14 protein-coding genes and 1 tRNA gene are annotated in these 14,182 nt (G+C 64.0%); 11 read left to right on the forward strand and 4 right to left on the reverse strand.

Annotated features, from left to right (window positions below):
* Positions 1 to 87: 87 nt before the first annotated feature.
* Both HMPREF3227_RS13255 and HMPREF3227_RS04390 read right to left on the reverse strand, forming a co-directional pair.
* Positions 88 to 372, reverse strand: a complete 285-nt coding sequence (locus HMPREF3227_RS13255; RefSeq protein ID WP_141759207.1) for a hypothetical protein — start codon at positions 370 to 372, stop codon at positions 88 to 90.
* 518 nt (positions 373 to 890) lie between these two features.
* A tRNA-Leu gene (locus tag HMPREF3227_RS04390) sits at positions 891 to 976 on the reverse strand.
* Between the two features lie 293 nt (positions 977 to 1,269).
* On the opposite strand from HMPREF3227_RS04390, the gene HMPREF3227_RS04395 reads away from it, so the two are divergent.
* A complete protein-coding gene (locus tag HMPREF3227_RS04395) occupies positions 1,270 to 1,821 on the forward strand; it encodes a YbhB/YbcL family Raf kinase inhibitor-like protein (protein ID WP_066488261.1) in 552 nt (183 codons plus the stop codon).
* A gap of 1 nt (position 1,822) precedes the next feature.
* Positions 1,823 to 2,212: a hypothetical protein gene (locus tag HMPREF3227_RS04400; RefSeq protein ID WP_066488266.1), complete on the forward strand. Its 390-nt coding sequence runs from the start codon at positions 1,823 to 1,825 to the stop codon at positions 2,210 to 2,212.
* A gap of 66 nt (positions 2,213 to 2,278) precedes the next feature.
* On the opposite strand, the gene HMPREF3227_RS04405 is transcribed toward HMPREF3227_RS04400, so the two are convergent.
* Positions 2,279 to 3,391 (reverse strand): quinone-dependent dihydroorotate dehydrogenase, encoded by a 1,113-nt coding sequence (locus HMPREF3227_RS04405; RefSeq protein ID WP_066488268.1) that lies wholly within the window; start codon positions 3,389 to 3,391, stop codon positions 2,279 to 2,281.
* A gap of 18 nt (positions 3,392 to 3,409) precedes the next feature.
* On the reverse strand, positions 3,410 to 4,468 hold the full coding sequence (locus HMPREF3227_RS04410) for a WD40 repeat domain-containing protein (protein WP_231732318.1): 1,059 nt from the start codon (positions 4,466 to 4,468) through the stop codon (positions 3,410 to 3,412).
* A gap of 103 nt (positions 4,469 to 4,571) precedes the next feature.
* On the opposite strand from HMPREF3227_RS04410, the gene HMPREF3227_RS04415 reads away from it, so the two are divergent.
* The 9 genes from HMPREF3227_RS04415 to HMPREF3227_RS04455 all read left to right on the forward strand — a co-directional run bounded on the left by HMPREF3227_RS04415 (position 4,572) and on the right by HMPREF3227_RS04455 (position 13,963).
* The gene (locus HMPREF3227_RS04415) at positions 4,572 to 5,399 is read left to right on the forward strand and encodes an undecaprenyl-diphosphate phosphatase (RefSeq protein WP_141629080.1); all 828 of its coding nucleotides are present in this window, start codon (positions 4,572 to 4,574) and stop codon (positions 5,397 to 5,399) included.
* A 35-nt stretch (positions 5,400 to 5,434) separates the two neighbouring features.
* Positions 5,435 to 6,673, forward strand: coding sequence for a cysteine--1-D-myo-inosityl 2-amino-2-deoxy-alpha-D-glucopyranoside ligase (gene mshC / locus HMPREF3227_RS04420; protein ID WP_066488283.1), 1,239 nt, complete (start codon positions 5,435 to 5,437; stop codon positions 6,671 to 6,673).
* A 24-nt stretch (positions 6,674 to 6,697) separates the two neighbouring features.
* Positions 6,698 to 7,078 (forward strand): hypothetical protein, encoded by a 381-nt coding sequence (locus HMPREF3227_RS04425; RefSeq protein WP_066488319.1) that lies wholly within the window; start codon positions 6,698 to 6,700, stop codon positions 7,076 to 7,078.
* The gene (locus HMPREF3227_RS04430; RefSeq protein WP_066510562.1) at positions 7,078 to 7,782 is read left to right on the forward strand and encodes an HAD family hydrolase; all 705 of its coding nucleotides are present in this window, start codon (positions 7,078 to 7,080) and stop codon (positions 7,780 to 7,782) included. The genes HMPREF3227_RS04425 and HMPREF3227_RS04430 overlap by 1 nt, the downstream gene beginning before the upstream one ends.
* A gap of 72 nt (positions 7,783 to 7,854) precedes the next feature.
* The gene (locus HMPREF3227_RS04435; RefSeq protein ID WP_066488287.1) at positions 7,855 to 8,118 is read left to right on the forward strand and encodes a phosphoribosyl-ATP diphosphatase; all 264 of its coding nucleotides are present in this window, start codon (positions 7,855 to 7,857) and stop codon (positions 8,116 to 8,118) included.
* A gap of 39 nt (positions 8,119 to 8,157) precedes the next feature.
* A complete protein-coding gene (gene hisG / locus HMPREF3227_RS04440; RefSeq protein ID WP_066488292.1) occupies positions 8,158 to 9,003 on the forward strand; it encodes an ATP phosphoribosyltransferase in 846 nt (281 codons plus the stop codon).
* 117 nt (positions 9,004 to 9,120) lie between these two features.
* Complete coding sequence (gene aspA, locus HMPREF3227_RS04445) at positions 9,121 to 10,683, forward strand: aspartate ammonia-lyase (RefSeq protein ID WP_066488295.1); 1,563 nt, start codon at positions 9,121 to 9,123, stop codon at positions 10,681 to 10,683.
* 200 nt (positions 10,684 to 10,883) lie between these two features.
* Positions 10,884 to 12,188, forward strand: a complete 1,305-nt coding sequence (locus HMPREF3227_RS04450) for an anaerobic C4-dicarboxylate transporter (protein WP_066510565.1) — start codon at positions 10,884 to 10,886, stop codon at positions 12,186 to 12,188.
* A 104-nt stretch (positions 12,189 to 12,292) separates the two neighbouring features.
* Positions 12,293 to 13,963: a formate--tetrahydrofolate ligase gene (locus tag HMPREF3227_RS04455; RefSeq protein WP_066510568.1), complete on the forward strand. Its 1,671-nt coding sequence runs from the start codon at positions 12,293 to 12,295 to the stop codon at positions 13,961 to 13,963.
* Positions 13,964 to 14,182 lie beyond the last annotated feature (219 nt).

Below are 14,182 nucleotides of genomic sequence, written 5' to 3' on the forward strand. Positions count from 1 at the left end.
AGCCGTCGCCCTTCTCCCAAGCCCGCCGTGCGCACGCTGTGCGCCGGCGGGTTTGGTGATCATCGCGCCTAAGCATCGGAGCCGTTCTTAACGGAGACCTGGGGTTTCTTCGCGCGATATAGCGGGCACAACCTGCAGAAATATCCAGGCGTAGGCCAAGGTTATTGCACCCATGCACAAGCCCACTGCGGCATGCGTCGTGGCAGGATCGGCGCCCGTGCTTATCTGCCACATACCCGCCGCACCGGCGACCGAGCCGAATGCGGCGGTGATGATATGCACGACGGAACGAGTCGCCGGCGACAAACAAAATAGTAGAAAGTGAAGGCCGACGATAACGGCGATGGCAGGCTGTATCAGATCGACGTTCATGCTACGGAGGAGATAGACCGCGCCCCATATCACGAGAAATTCAACGCAGAACGCCACGGACACTATCCGGTTGGTCGCACGCCGTTCAGCGTGGTCTGCGGCACCTACAGGGTTTGTGGCCAGGGTTACCCGTTGGCGCCGGCGATGTAGGCGCAGGACGATTAATACAGCAGCGGCAATGAGTTCTAGCACTGCTAAGGCGGTGCCTACTGGATAGAGTCCTAGCGGCCAATGGACCCACAGGAAAGTGAATCCAATCATTATCCAGAATCCTAGGGTGCGCGAGTCCACGAGAGCAGTCCCTCCTTATCGAGGCGCAGGGAAAACGGGGCGGCCCCGGTGAGCAACAAAGACTAGGACACCAGGTCGTAGACGGGGCCAAGCCCGCGCAGTATCACTTTTGTGGAGAGCATATACGTCAACGGCAAGCGCGCCGCGACAATCGAAGACGACAGGGGAGTAAGGAGGGTACGGGAAAAACACGAAAGGCTCCGGAGTAATCCGGAGCCTTTGCTCTGTGCCCGAGGGGGGACTTGAACCCCCACGTCCGTTAATAGGACACTAGCACCTCAAGCTAGCGCGTCTGCCATTCCGCCACCCGGGCTGGGTGCTTCGGCCTTTCGGCCTGGCTTGTGCTTTCAACCTCTCGGCTGGGCACTCGTAAAATATAGCCCGATTCAGAGCATGAGCACAAATCGGCAGGTCATTGACTATTTCTACGTACTTTAGGAGTGATTCTTGCGGCTTAGAACTTACAACGCTGCAACTTTGCCCACTGCGCGTGGGGAAATCGGCATTCCTGCGGCGGCCTGTGGGCCGGATTGTGCTCGAAAACGGCGCAGAATGTGGCGGGCCAATCTCCAGCACATATGGTGTGACATGAGGTACAAAGGAAGCATGATTTCTTACGCTGATGATCCCCGTTTCCCCGGACCCGACCCGTACGCCCCATTGCGCGATGTGCCGTCGTTCGAGTTGACCTCAGCGGACATCGAAGACGGCGCGGAGATTGCAGAGCGCTTCCGCGCTCCGGAGTCCGTCTCGCCCCAGCTGGCCTGGTCTGGTCTGCCAGAGGGCACTAAGTCCCTCGCCGTCACGTGCTACGACCCGGATGCGCCCACCGCGTCGGGCTTCTGGCATTGGGCAGCCTTCAACATTCCTGCCAACGTCACGGAGCTGCCCACAGGCGCAGGCGCCGCAGAAGACCTCGGCCTGGGCGGTGACGTGGTGAGCCTGCGCAACGACTCGGGCGCGCGCACCTACTACGGTCCCAACCCGCCAGCCGGCCATACGCCGCACCGTTACCTCTACGTCGTCCACGCCGTCGACGTGGAAAAGCTCGACATCGACCCGGATTCCACGGCCACCGTGCTTGGCTTTAATCTGCATTTCCACGCGCTCGGCCGCGCCATTCTCTGGGGCTGGTACGAGACCGTTGAGGAGGCCTGATATGGCCAAGACCATGCCCGGCACGGCGCCGGTGCCCGTGGCGCTGCGCGTCGGTGGCGCGTTCATGGCGCTTGCACTCGTCCTGCTGCTCTTTGGCGTGCTCTCGCTCGTCTCAGACGGTTGGATGGTGCCCTACGGTGTTTCGCCCCGTTTCTTGCTCATCGTCGCCGCAGCGGCGCTTGCAGGCGCCTTCGTGACTACGAGCACGGAACACTGCGGCTCGCCGGCCCAAGTTATCGGTTTGGTCGCCGCGCTGGCGCTCGTCATCGCCAGCCGCTTCGTGAGCGCCCAGGCCATCGGCCACATGGCGCAATACTGGCTGTTCCTCTATGCCGTAGCCGCTCTCCTGTGCGCGCTCGTCATCCGACGCTCGCTTATTCCTAAGGACTAGGAGAAAAAGCCACACGCCCCCGCGTCTTCCAACGAAGACGCGGGGGCGTTGCGTGCGCGTGGGGCCTTAGGCCTTCCAGGGGAGGCCAGAGCCGACGGCATCGGAAAGCGAGGCAAGGCCATGCGCGCGGACCTGGGCGGCGAGGCCAAGGTGGATGTCGCGGATCCAATCCGGGCCGCCATAGATGAGCGGCGTGTAGCCCTGCAGGAGCGAGGCGCCGGAGGTAATGCGCTCCCACGCCTGCTCCGGGGTGGAGATACCGCCCACGGCGATAAGGGCCAGCTTGTCACCCACGCGGGCGTGGAGACGGCGCAGGACCTCCAGCGCGCGGGCGGCGACGGGCGCGCCGGAGATGCCGCCGGCGCCCATGGCCTCGACCTCTTCGCGCGGAGTCTGCAGGCCCTCGCGCGAGATGGTGGTGTTGGTGGCGACAATGCCAGCCAGACCGAGGTCGACGGCGAGGTCGGCCACGGCGTCGACATCTTCATCGGAGAGATCCGGGGCGATCTTGACGAGGACCGGGACCTTCGTGGATTCCTGGACAGCGACGAGGATGGGGCGCAGGGATTCGACGGCCTGGAGGTCGCGTAGGCCCGGGGTGTTGGGGGAGGAGACGTTCACCACGAGGTAGTCCGCGAGGTCGCCTAAGACGGAGGCGGACTGGCGGTAGTTGGCGACGGCCTCCTCGGCAGGCACCACCTTGTTCTTGCCGATGTTGATGCCGATGACGTCGCTGTAGCGGCGCGCGCGGAGGTTCTGCGCGACCTTGGAGGCGCCGTCATTGTTAAACCCCATGCGGTTGAGGATGGCCTTGTCTGCGGGCAGACGGAACAGGCGCGGGGCTGGGTTGCCCGGCTGCGGCATGGCGGTGACGGTGCCGAGCTCGGCGTAGCCGAAGCCCACGGAGGTCCAGGCATCCGGCGCGGAGCCGTTCTTGTCGAAGCCGGCGGCCAGGCCCAGGGGACGCGGGAAGTGGACGCCGAAGACGTCCTGAGCGAGGACCGGGTCGTCGACAGCGAGTGCCTTGCCCAGGGCGCGGTTGACGGGGCCTAGCTTCTGCAGCCCGGCGAGGCCCTGGGAAATGATGGTGTGAATGCGCTCGGGCGAGAACTGGAACATGCCCTTGAGCGCGACGTGGTAGGCCTTGATGCGAAGGTCGTGGAAGCGGGAGGAGGTCATCGGAGAATCCTTAAGGGTTTAGGCGTCGAGCTTGGGGTCGGAGACGATTTGAAGGCCAGCGCCGGTGGCGGAGCCAAAGACCGCGATGCCGTCCTCGGTGACGGCCATGTGTTGGGCGTCGGCAACAGTGTCGACCTGTCCCTGGGGCTCGGGGACACCAGAAGCGATGCGGAAGGCCTGCGCCTTATTGTTGTCCGTCGTCGTGACCCACGCGAGCTGACGGCTGTCGTCCCAAGCGGTGGCCCACGGCATGCCGTCGGTGTTGCCAAACTGGTGGAGACGAATGACGTCCTCGGAGGTGTAGATGGCCACGCGCTTGCCCTCGGTGTCCGCGGCGACGAGGACGCCATGGTTGCCGGAAGAGATAAGGCCCACGCCTTGGCCGACGCGCAGGCGGCCGCCCTCGCGGGAGTTCTCCCAGTCGAGGTTCTGGATGGTGGTGTCAGCGCGCCAGACGCGCACGACGTTGTCAGTGCCGTCCTGGTTGCGCACGGCCACGAGCTGGTCGGTGGGGGCCTGGACCGAGAAGTCGTCAATGCGCTTATCGTCCTTGTAGACGGCGACCTCGCTCGCCTCGTGAGAAGAAACGAAGAGCTCGCCGGAGGAGGTGAGCGCTGCGGCGGTCACGGGGTAGGCTTCCTCGGTATTGACCATGCGTTTCTGGGTGGGGTCCGCGGCGTCGAAAATGCGCACGCGGTTGCCGCACGCGAGAACGAATTCGGTGTCGGTCGGCGTGAGGTCGCCGCACTGTGTGTCGACGTCGATGGCCGTGGCTTTCTTCGCCGTGAAATCGGCGGGGGTGCCGATGGTGAGCGTGTCCGGGGTGCGCACGGCGATATACTCACCGGCGGCCTCAATGTCCGTGATATCACCAAAGTCGATGACGTCGCCTGCGGGGTGAGCATCCTTCGGGGAGGGGGCAGGCGAGGCGTCGCCCATCTCCTCTACGTTGTCGTCTGCGGTCGTATTCGGCATGTCCGAGCACCCGGCCACCGCAGCGCCAGCCAGGCCCACAGCGAGGGCGGTGGCGGCGAACCGGCGGGCGGCAGGAGCGGACTTCTTCATCACTACAGTCACGTCGGGTTAGTCTAGCAGCGCAACCCCGCGTGGCAGAGCACCTCACATACAGAAAAGCCGGGTAGGGTGTCCTGTCGTGATTGAAGCAACCGCCGCCAGCGACATGTCCTGGCTCCAAGTCATTGTTCTCTCCGTCGTGCAGGGCCTCACCGAGTTTTTGCCGGTGAGCTCCTCGGGCCACCTGCGCATCGTCTCCACACTTTTCTGGGGCGAAGACGCTGGCGCGTCTTTTACCGCCGTCATCCAGCTCGGCACAGAGGCCGCCGTGCTCGTCTTCTTCGCGAAGATGATCTGGCAAATCCTCACCGGCTGGTTCCGTGGACTGTTCAATAAGGAGCAGCGCGGCCAGGATTACCGGATGGGCTGGATGGTCATCGCGGGTTCCATCCCAATCGGCATCATTGGCGTGCTCGCCAAGGACATCATCCGCGAGAACCTCCGCAACCTGTGGATCACTGCCGCGATGCTCATCGCGTTCTCCTTCGTCTTCATCATCGCGGAACGCACCTCCAAGAAAACGCGCGGCTTCGAGGACCTCACGATGAAAGACGCCCTCGTCATGGGTCTGTGCCAGTGCCTCGCGCTCATCCCGGGCGTCTCGCGCTCCGGCGGCACCATCTCCGGCGGCCTCTTCCTCGGCCTCGACCGCGAGGTCGCCACGCGCTTTTCCTTCCTGCTCGCCATCCCGGCCGTGCTGGCCTCGGGACTCTTCTCGCTGCCGGACGCGTTTGACCCGGCGGCGGGACAGGCGGCATCGGGAGCCCAGCTGCTCGTGGGCACGCTCATCGCGTTCGTCATCGGCTACGCGTCGATTGCCTGGCTGCTCAAGTTCGTGGGCAACCACTCCTTCGAGTGGTTCGCGGCTTATCGCATCCCGGTGGGCATCCTCGTGATGATCCTGCTGGCCCTGGGCGTGCTGCAGCCCTTCTAGAAACGTTTAAAGCTTAAAGCGATAGGATAGTCACCATGCATTCTTGGCCCGTACCCGAATTCACCACGCTGCCGGGCACTCCGCAGCAGCTCCACCTCTATGACACCGCGAACCGCACCATTGCACCGGTGGAGGTCGAGGGTGATACCGCCGGCATGTATGTCTGCGGCATCACGCCCTATGACTCGACGCACCTGGGGCACGCGGCCACGTACCTCACGTTCGACCTCATCTACCGACAGCTGCTCGACAACGGTCACAAGGTCCACTATGTCCAGAACATCACGGACGTCGATGACCCTCTCTTCGAGCGCGCCGAGCGTGACGGCGTGGACTGGCGTGAGCTGGGCACCTCCCAGATCAACCTCTTCCGTAACGACATGGAGCTGCTCTCGGTCTTCCCGCCGCAGGACTACATCGGTGCGATGGAGGCCATCGACGAGGTCATCGACATGGTTCAAAAGCTCCTCGACAACGGCGCGGCCTATGTCGTGGACGACGCGGAGTTCCCAGACGTCTACGCATCCATCGACGCCACCGCGAACTTCGGCTACGAGTCGAACTACTCGCGCGAGCAGATGATGGAGTTCTTCCGCGAGCGCGGCGGCGACCCGGACCGCGCAGGCAAGCACGACCCCCTCGACGCGCTGGTGTGGCGCGCCCGCCGCGAGGGCGAGCCGTCCTGGGACTCGCCGTTCGGTCCGGGCCGCCCGGGCTGGCACATCGAGTGCTCCGCCATCGCCACCAATCGCCTGGGCAAGAACTTCACCGTCCAGGGCGGCGGCAGCGACCTCATCTTCCCGCACCACGAGTTCTCCGCCGCGCATGCGGAGGCCGCCCTGCACTCCGAGCGCATGGCCGACTTCTACGTGCACACCGGCATGATCGGCCTCGACGGCACAAAGATGTCCAAGTCCCTGGGCAACCTCGTCTTCGTCCACAAGCTGGTGGAGGCCGGCCACGACCCCTCGGCCATCCGCCTCGGCGTCTTCGCGGGCCACTACCGCACGGAGCGCGACTGGTCAGACGGCGTCCTCACGGACGCCGCGGACCGCTTGACCAACTGGCGCGAGGCCCTCAACCACCCAGGCTCACGCGAGCTTGCCGATGCCCTCGTCGCGACGTTGCGTGAGCATCTCGCCGCCGATCTGGACACGCCGGGCGCTCTGGCCGCGGTGGACGAGTGGGCATCGGCAAGCCGGGGCTCCGATGAGGAGACCGCGGGCGAGCTGGTATGCGCGGCACTTAATTCGCTCCTCGGCGTGCGGGTGTAAGAAAAATAGGGGACAATGGCGCTCATGAGCATTCGCGCCGACTTCCAATCCACCGTCGACGAATTCATCGCCGACCTCACGTCCTTCGCTACTGGCTCGTACCTCAAGGAGGACGAGAAGGAATTCTGGGACCAGCCCTTTGACCCGGCGGTACTGCCGCAGCTGCGCAGCCTCCTCGAAGGCTTCCTGGACAACCTCGACAAGGTGCCGGATGACCCGGATGGGGAGACCATCGCCGCCGTCGCGGTGCCCTTCGTTGAGTCGCTGGAGTCCTTCAACGCGGCCCACGCGGGCGCGGTCATCGAGCCGGAGGAGAAGGAAGACCTCGCGGCCTTTATGCATGACGCAGCCGCGGCCACTGGCGCGGACGACGAGGCGCTGCGCGCGCTGCCCGAGCTCGACTAATGGGGCGGCCGCAGGCAATCTTCTGGGACATGGATGGCACCCTCACGGACTCTGAGCCGCTGTGGGAGAAAGCCACGTACCGCATGGCCGCGTTGCTCGGCCGAGAACTCACGCCCGAGGTGCGCGAACGCACCGTGGGCGCAAGTTTCCCCAACACTTTCCGCATCTGCTGCGAATGGGCCGGTTTTACGCCCGCGCACGGCGACTATGAGCGTTACCGCGACGACTCTTTCGAGTATGTCGCCTCGCTGTATCAGTCCCAGGACACCGTGTTTCCCGGCGTTCGCGCGCTACTGTCTGAACTGCAGGCGGACGGCGTGCCCATGTTCGTGACCACGAATACGGAACGCGCCGTGGCTATCGACGTCGTCGAGTCCATCGGGCGGTCCTACTTCGTCGACGTCATCTGCGGAGACGACGTGCCCGTGGGCAAGCCAGACCCGGCGATGTACCTCGAGGCAGCACGCCGCGCTGGCGCCCCTCCCGCGGACTGTCTCGTGCTCGAGGATTCCGCGACGGGCATGCGTGCTGCCGTCGACGCGGGGTGCCGCACGATCGGCCTGCCGCTCGATGACACGGTCACTGTGCCAGCGGCGGCCGTGCCTATCGCAACGCTCCGCGGGGACGACCCGCGCGCTCGTCACCTCGACGGAGTGGCGGCGGCGGATCTCTACCGCTGGTTTGCGCAGCTGCCCACGCCATAGTTTTTGGTAGACCAAAAGAAATACGGGGGCAATCACTGCGGGCCCAGTGTGGGGGTGCAATAATGAGGCACTATGAAGAATTTTGATGAGCTTTTTGCCGAAATTTCCGCCAAGGCCGCCGCGCATGAGGCTGGCTCAGGCACCGTGGACGCCCTCGACAAGGGCGCCCATTTCATTGGCAAGAAGATCATCGAGGAGGCTGGCGAAGTCTGGATCGCCTCCGAGTACCAGTCCGACGCCGAGCTCGCGGAAGAAATGTCGCAACTCATGTACTGGACCCAGGTCATGATGGTCAAGCGCGGTCTCACCCCCGACGACATCTACAAGTATCTCTAGTACAAGCATTTCTAGAACCACAGGGGAGTTCATCCAACCATGATTAAAGTCGCCGTCCCCAACAAGGGATCACTGTCTGAAGCCGCCACATCTATCCTCGCCGAAGCTGGCTACAAGGGCCGCGGCATGAACAAGGTCCTCAACATCGTCGATGACGTCAACGATGTGGAGTTCTTCTTCCTGCGTCCCAAGGACATCGCCATCTACGTCGCCTCCGGCGTGCTCGATTTGGGTATCACCGGACGCGACCTCGCCGCCGACTCGCGCGCCGACGTCCAGGAAATCCTCGACCTCGGATTCGGCTCGTCCACCTTCCGCTATGCCAGTGTCGCTGGTGAGGACTGGAGCATTGACAAGCTTGAGGGCAAGCGTATCGCCACGTCGTATCCGAATATCGTCCGTCAGGACCTGAAAGATCGCGGGCTCAACGCCGAGGTCATCCGTCTGGACGGCGCGGTGGAGATTTCCATCCGCTTGGGCGTCGCGGACGCCATCGCCGATGTCGTCTCCACCGGCACGACGCTGCGCCAACAAGGTTTGGCCCCTTTCGGCGATCCCATCGTCACCTCCGAGGCCATCGTTATAAAGCGCTCGGGCGTTGAGGTCACTGCCGAGGAGCGGGTCGTGTTGGGCCGTATCCAGGGTATTCTCCACGCCCGCAACTACCTCATGCTCGACTACAACGTGGCGCAGGACAACCTCGCCGCCGCGGCGGCCGTCACGCCGGGCCTTACCGGCCCCACGGTCTCGCCGCTCAATCGCGAGAACTGGGTAGCGGTGCGCGCCATGGTGCCCAAGCGCGAAGCCAACCAGATTATGGATATGTTGGCCGCCCTCGGCGCCGAGGCCATCCTCGCGTCCGACTTGCGGATTGCGCGAATTTAAACCCCATATCCGGGGGGTAATCCGGCCATCGCGGCCTAGGTCTGCGCGAATAGCACTACGATGGTGGGGGTTGTAAAACACTTACCCACCCTCGAGTACTAGGAGTTGTAGACCAAAATGGCTAAAACCTCCAAGAAGGCCGAAGAGACCACCGCGAAAGTCGAAGCAACGGCTGCTGACACGGCCAAGAAAGCTGATGTGACGACCCCGGCTCCTGAGGCCGCCAAGGAAGAGAAGTCGGCGAAGAAGTCTGCCTCGAAGAAAACCCGCACCGAGACCGACCTGCTCGGCGACATGGAAGTTCCGGCTGACGCGTACTACGGCGTCCACACGCTGCGCGCCATGGAGAACTTCCAGATTTCCTACGTCACCATCAACACCATCCCGGACTTCATCCGCGGCATGGTGCAGGTGAAGAAGGCCACCGCAATGGCCAATCGCCGCCTCCACGTCCTCCCCAAGAAGAAGGCCGAGGCCATCATCTGGGCCTGCGACCAGATCCTCGAAGAAGGTCGCTGCATGGACCAGTTCCCGCTCGACGTCTTCCAGGGCGGCGCGGGCACCTCGCTCAACATGAACACGAACGAGGTGGTGGCAAACCTCGCGCTCGAGCACCTCGGCGAGGAGAAGGGCCGCTACGACATCATCAACCCCAACGATGACGTCAACATGTCCCAGTCCACGAACGACGCATACCCGACCGGTTTCCGCCTCGGCGTCTACTCCTCGCTGGATAACCTCATCGAGCGCATCGACGCCCTGCAGCAGGCCTTCAACGACAAGGGCAACGAGTTCCAGGACATCCTCAAGATGGGCCGCACCCAGCTGCAGGACGCCGTGCCCATGACGCTCGGCGACGAATTCAAGGCCTTCGCGCACAACCTGGCCGAGGAGCAAAGCGTGCTCCGCGATGCGCAGGCACGCCTGCTGGAGATCAACCTGGGCGCCACTGCCATCGGTACCGGCGTCAACACCCCGGCCGGCTACCGCAGCCAGGTCACCGCGGCGCTCGCCGAGGTCACTGGCCTCGAGATCAAGACCGCCCGCGATCTCATCGAGGCTACCTCGGACTGCGGCGCCTACGTGCTCGTCCACTCCGTCATCAAGCGCGCGGCCATGAAGCTGTCCAAGATCTGCAACGACCTGCGTCTGCTTGCCTCCGGCCCGCGCGCTGGCCTCGCCGAGATCAACCTGCCGCCGCGTCAGGCCGGTTCCTCCATCATGCCGGGTAAGGTCAACCCGGTGATCCCGGAGGTCGTCAACCAGGTCTGCTTCAAGATTTTCGGCAACGACCACGTCGTCACCATGGCCGCCGAGGCCGGCCAGCTCCAGCTCAACGTCATGGAGCCGGTCATCGGCGAGGCGCTCTTCCAGTCCATCCGCATCATGGGCAACGCCGTCGACACGCTCCGCGAGAAGTGCGTCACCGGCATCACCGCCAACGCCGATGTCTGCCGCGCCTACGTGGAAAACTCCATCGGTATCGTCACGTACCTCAACCCGTTCATCGGCCACCATAATGGCGACATGATCGCCAAGGAGTCGCTAAAGACCGGCAAGGGTGTGCGCGACCTCATCCTGGAGAAGGGCTTGCTCGACGAGGCCACGCTCGACAAGGTCCTGTCCGTCGAGAACCTCATGCACCCGGAGTTCCGCGGTCAGTTCTACATCGACGACTAAACCGCCCGTACTCCGCACACGCCCCGTCCGCGCCGCACCCTGGCGCCGGCGGGGCGTTGCGCGTGTGGGAAACAACACAAACGGGCCCAAATCGTGTCCGAAAGTATTCTATTCAGTCGCCGCGGTGGAAGAATAGGGGATAAGCGCGGCCCACGGAAGCCGCCATCCACCACTCACTTCTTTCTTTGAGAGGACTTCTCGTGGTTATTGTTCACATCCTCATCGTCCTCGCGGCGATCGTCCTGGGCGCCCGCCTCGGCTCCATCGGCATCGGCATGGCCGGCGGCTTGGGCGTCCTGCTCCTCGGCGCCACCGGCATCCCAGTTACGCGCGAGGATATCCCGTTCGACGTCATCGGCATCATCATGACCGTCATCGCCGCCATCGCCGCTATGCAGCGCGCGGGCGGCATGGACTACCTCGTCCACATCGCCGAACGTTTCCTACGTAAATCCCCGAAGCGCGTGACCTACTACGCGCCTATCGTCACCTGGCTCATGACGGTGCTCGCCGGCACCGGCCACACGGCGTTCTCCACGCTCCCCGTCATCGTCGAGGTCGCCAAGGAAGGCAACGTCCGCCCGTCGCGTCCGCTGTCCATCGCCGTGGTCGCCTCCCAGATGGCCATCGTGGCCTCGCCGATTTCGGCGGCCGTGGTCTTTATGGCCAGCGCCGTCGAGCCGCTCGGCGTGGGCTACCTCCAGCTCCTCGCCGTCGTCATCCCCGCGACCTTCCTGTCCATCTTCCCAGCGGCGTGGCTTGCCAACCGCATGGGCGCCGAGCTTGCCGATGACCCCGTCTACCAGGAGCGCATGGCCGCCGGCCTCGTCAAAAAGTCGGAGGCATCGACCTACGTCCCGACCAAGGAAGCCAAGACCTCGGTGTGGATCTTCCTCGTTGCCATCCTCGTCGTCATGGCATGGGCCACGCTTACCTCGGACCAGCTGGGGCTTATCTCGGACCCGACACTGCCGCGTAACGAAGCGATTATGACCATCATGCTCACCGCTGCGACGGTCATCTTGCTCATCACGAAGGTCCCGGCCGTGGACGTCCTCAACACTCCGGTGTTCAAGTCCGGCATGTCCGCGTCCATCTGCGTGCTCGGTGTGGCGTGGCTCGGCACGACGCTCATTAACTACTACATGGAGGACATCAACTCCATCGCGGGTTCCACGCTGGAGACCTCGCCGTGGCTGCTCGCTGTCGTCCTCTTCTTCGCCGCGGCCCTGCTGTACTCGCAGGCTGCGACCGCGAAGGCCATCGTTCCGGCTGCTCTCGCGCTCGGCGTCTCTCCGCTGACCGCCGTCGCCGCGTTCCCGGCCGTCTCTGCGCTGTTTATCCTGCCGACCTACCCGACGCTGCTCGCGGCCGTCGAGATGGACGACACGGGCTCGACGCGCATCGGCAAGGCCGTGTTCAACCACCCGTTCCTCATTCCGGGCACAGTGTCCATCGTGGTCTCGGTTCTGCTCGGTTACGCCTTCGGCGCCGTGCTGCTCTAGTCGCCCCCGTTCGGGGCCGCGCGGGCATGAGAATCTCGTCTCATGCCCGCTTTTGCGTACCTGGACCCCACCGCGGCCCATGTGTGCTGGTTACTATTTAAGACATGACAACACAGCCATCCGACGTTGAAATCGCACAAGCACACCCACTCAAGCCGATTACGGAGATCGCCGCCACCGCTGGCATCCCCGACGCCGCACTCATTCCTTATGGCACCACCAAAGCCAAGGTCGACATCACCGCACTCCAGGACGTCGAGCCCGCCGAGGGCAAGATCGTTCTCGTCACCGGCGTCTCGCCCACGCCGGCGGGCGAAGGCAAATCCACCGTGCTCATCGGGCTTGCCGATGCCTTCTCGCAGCTCGGCGAGCGCACCGTCGTCGCCCTGCGCGAGCCCTCCCAGGGCCCGGTCATGGGCATCAAGGGCGGCGCGGCCGGGGGCGGCTATTCGCAGATCGTCCCGATGGAGGACATCAACCTGCACTTCACCGGCGATTTCCACGCCATCTCGGCGGCGACGAACACGCTGGCGGCCATCATCGACAACCACATCCACCAGGGCAACGAGCTGAACATCGATCCGCGTAAGGTGACGTGGCAGCGCTGCATCGACGTCAACGACCGCGCGCTGCGTCATGTCGTCACGGGTCTGGGCGGCCCGACGCATGGCGTCCCGGCGGAGACCGGATTCACCATTACGGCGGCATCGGAAATCATGGCCATCCTGTGCTTGGCCACCTCGCTGAAGGATCTGAAGACGCGCCTGGGCGACATCACGGTCGGCTTCACCTACGACGGCGAGCCCGTCACCGCCCGCCAGCTGCAGGCAGAGGGCGCGCTCACCGCGCTCATGCGCGACGCGCTCAACCCGAACCTCGTCCAAACCCTCGGTGGCACCCCGGCCTTCGTCCACGGCGGCCCGTTCGCCAATATCGCGCACGGCTGCAACACGCTGCTGGCCACTCAGACCGCCCAGAAGTTCGGCGACGTCGTGCTCACCGAGGCTGGCTTCGGCGCGGACCTCGGCGGCGAGAAGTTCATGGACATCAAGTCGCGCTTCGGCCATCTCGACGTCGCGGGCGCCGTAGTCGTCGCGACTATCCGCTCCCAGAAGTACAACGGCGGGCAGGCTCGCGAGGATCTCACCACCGAAAATCTCGAGGCTCTCAAGGCCGGCGTCATCAACCTTGAGCGCCACGTGGAAAACATCCGCAAGTTCGGCGTCAAGCCGGTCGTGGCGCTCAACCTGTTCTGGTCCGACACCCAGGCCGAGCGCGACTTCATGCGCGAGTGGGCTAAGGGCTTCGACGTCGCGCTCGCCGAGTGCAGCGTCTGGTCGGACGGCGGCGCCGGAGCGCTCGATCTCGCGCAGACGGTCCGCGACAACTTTGTGAAGGGGGAGTCGAAGCAGCTCTACGATCCCGCAGCTGGCATCGAAGCCTCCATTGAGACCATCGCGCACGAGCTCTACCGCGCATCGTCGGTTGAGTATGGCCCCAAGGCGAAGAAGGACCTCCAGTACATCAAGGACAACGGCTGGGAGGAATTCCCCGTCGTCATCTCCAAGACGCAGTACTCATTCTCCGATGACCCGACTGCTCTCGGCGCACCCATGGGCCACACCCTCCACGTCCGCGAGCTGCTTCCGCGCACCGGCGCCGGCTTCATCGTGGCGCTCACGGGTGACGTCATGACTATGCCGGGCCTGCCCAAGGAGCCGGCCGCCAACCGCATCGACGTGGCACAGGACGGCACGATCTCCGGCCTGTTCTAAAACCACGACGTCTAGCCCCATCGGCGATGTCGATGGGGTTTTCGCGTGTGTTTCGTTAGCAGATGATGGGGTCGCCGTAGGCTGGCTGGAACCAGATGCGGCCTTGGTCGTCTTTCCAGTAGCTATCGCCGTCGGCCTTCTTCCCGTTGTGATACCTACACAGTGGCATCAAATTATCCAGGACGGAGAGCCCGCCTTTGTTGACGGCTACGATGTGAT

It is taken from the genome of Corynebacterium sp. CMW7794, from assembly GCF_001563605.1.
Classification (GTDB): Bacteria; Actinomycetota; Actinomycetes; order Mycobacteriales; family Mycobacteriaceae; genus Corynebacterium; species Corynebacterium phoceense.

What these genes read in the sequence shown, in the direction of transcription:
- HMPREF3227_RS04405 (WP_066488268.1), bottom strand. Translation starts at nt 3,391, where the DNA reads ATGACCTCCTCCCGCTTCCACGACCTTCGCATCAAGGCCTACCACGTC.
- HMPREF3227_RS04395 (WP_066488261.1), top strand. Translation starts at nt 1,270, where the DNA reads ATGATTTCTTACGCTGATGATCCCCGTTTCCCCGGACCCGACCCGTAC.
- HMPREF3227_RS04425 (WP_066488319.1), top strand. Translation starts at nt 6,698, where the DNA reads ATGAGCATTCGCGCCGACTTCCAATCCACCGTCGACGAATTCATCGCC.
- mshC (WP_066488283.1), top strand. Translation starts at nt 5,435, where the DNA reads ATGCATTCTTGGCCCGTACCCGAATTCACCACGCTGCCGGGCACTCCG.
- hisG (WP_066488292.1), top strand. Translation starts at nt 8,158, where the DNA reads ATGATTAAAGTCGCCGTCCCCAACAAGGGATCACTGTCTGAAGCCGCC.
- aspA (WP_066488295.1), top strand. Translation starts at nt 9,121, where the DNA reads ATGGCTAAAACCTCCAAGAAGGCCGAAGAGACCACCGCGAAAGTCGAA.
- HMPREF3227_RS04435 (WP_066488287.1), top strand. Translation starts at nt 7,855, where the DNA reads ATGAAGAATTTTGATGAGCTTTTTGCCGAAATTTCCGCCAAGGCCGCC.
- HMPREF3227_RS04415 (WP_141629080.1), top strand. Translation starts at nt 4,572, where the DNA reads ATGTCCTGGCTCCAAGTCATTGTTCTCTCCGTCGTGCAGGGCCTCACC.
- HMPREF3227_RS04400 (WP_066488266.1), top strand. Translation starts at nt 1,823, where the DNA reads ATGGCCAAGACCATGCCCGGCACGGCGCCGGTGCCCGTGGCGCTGCGC.
- HMPREF3227_RS04455 (WP_066510568.1), top strand. Translation starts at nt 12,293, where the DNA reads ATGACAACACAGCCATCCGACGTTGAAATCGCACAAGCACACCCACTC.
- HMPREF3227_RS13255 (WP_141759207.1), bottom strand. Translation starts at nt 372, where the DNA reads ATGAACGTCGATCTGATACAGCCTGCCATCGCCGTTATCGTCGGCCTT.
- HMPREF3227_RS04430 (WP_066510562.1), top strand. Translation starts at nt 7,078, where the DNA reads ATGGGGCGGCCGCAGGCAATCTTCTGGGACATGGATGGCACCCTCACG.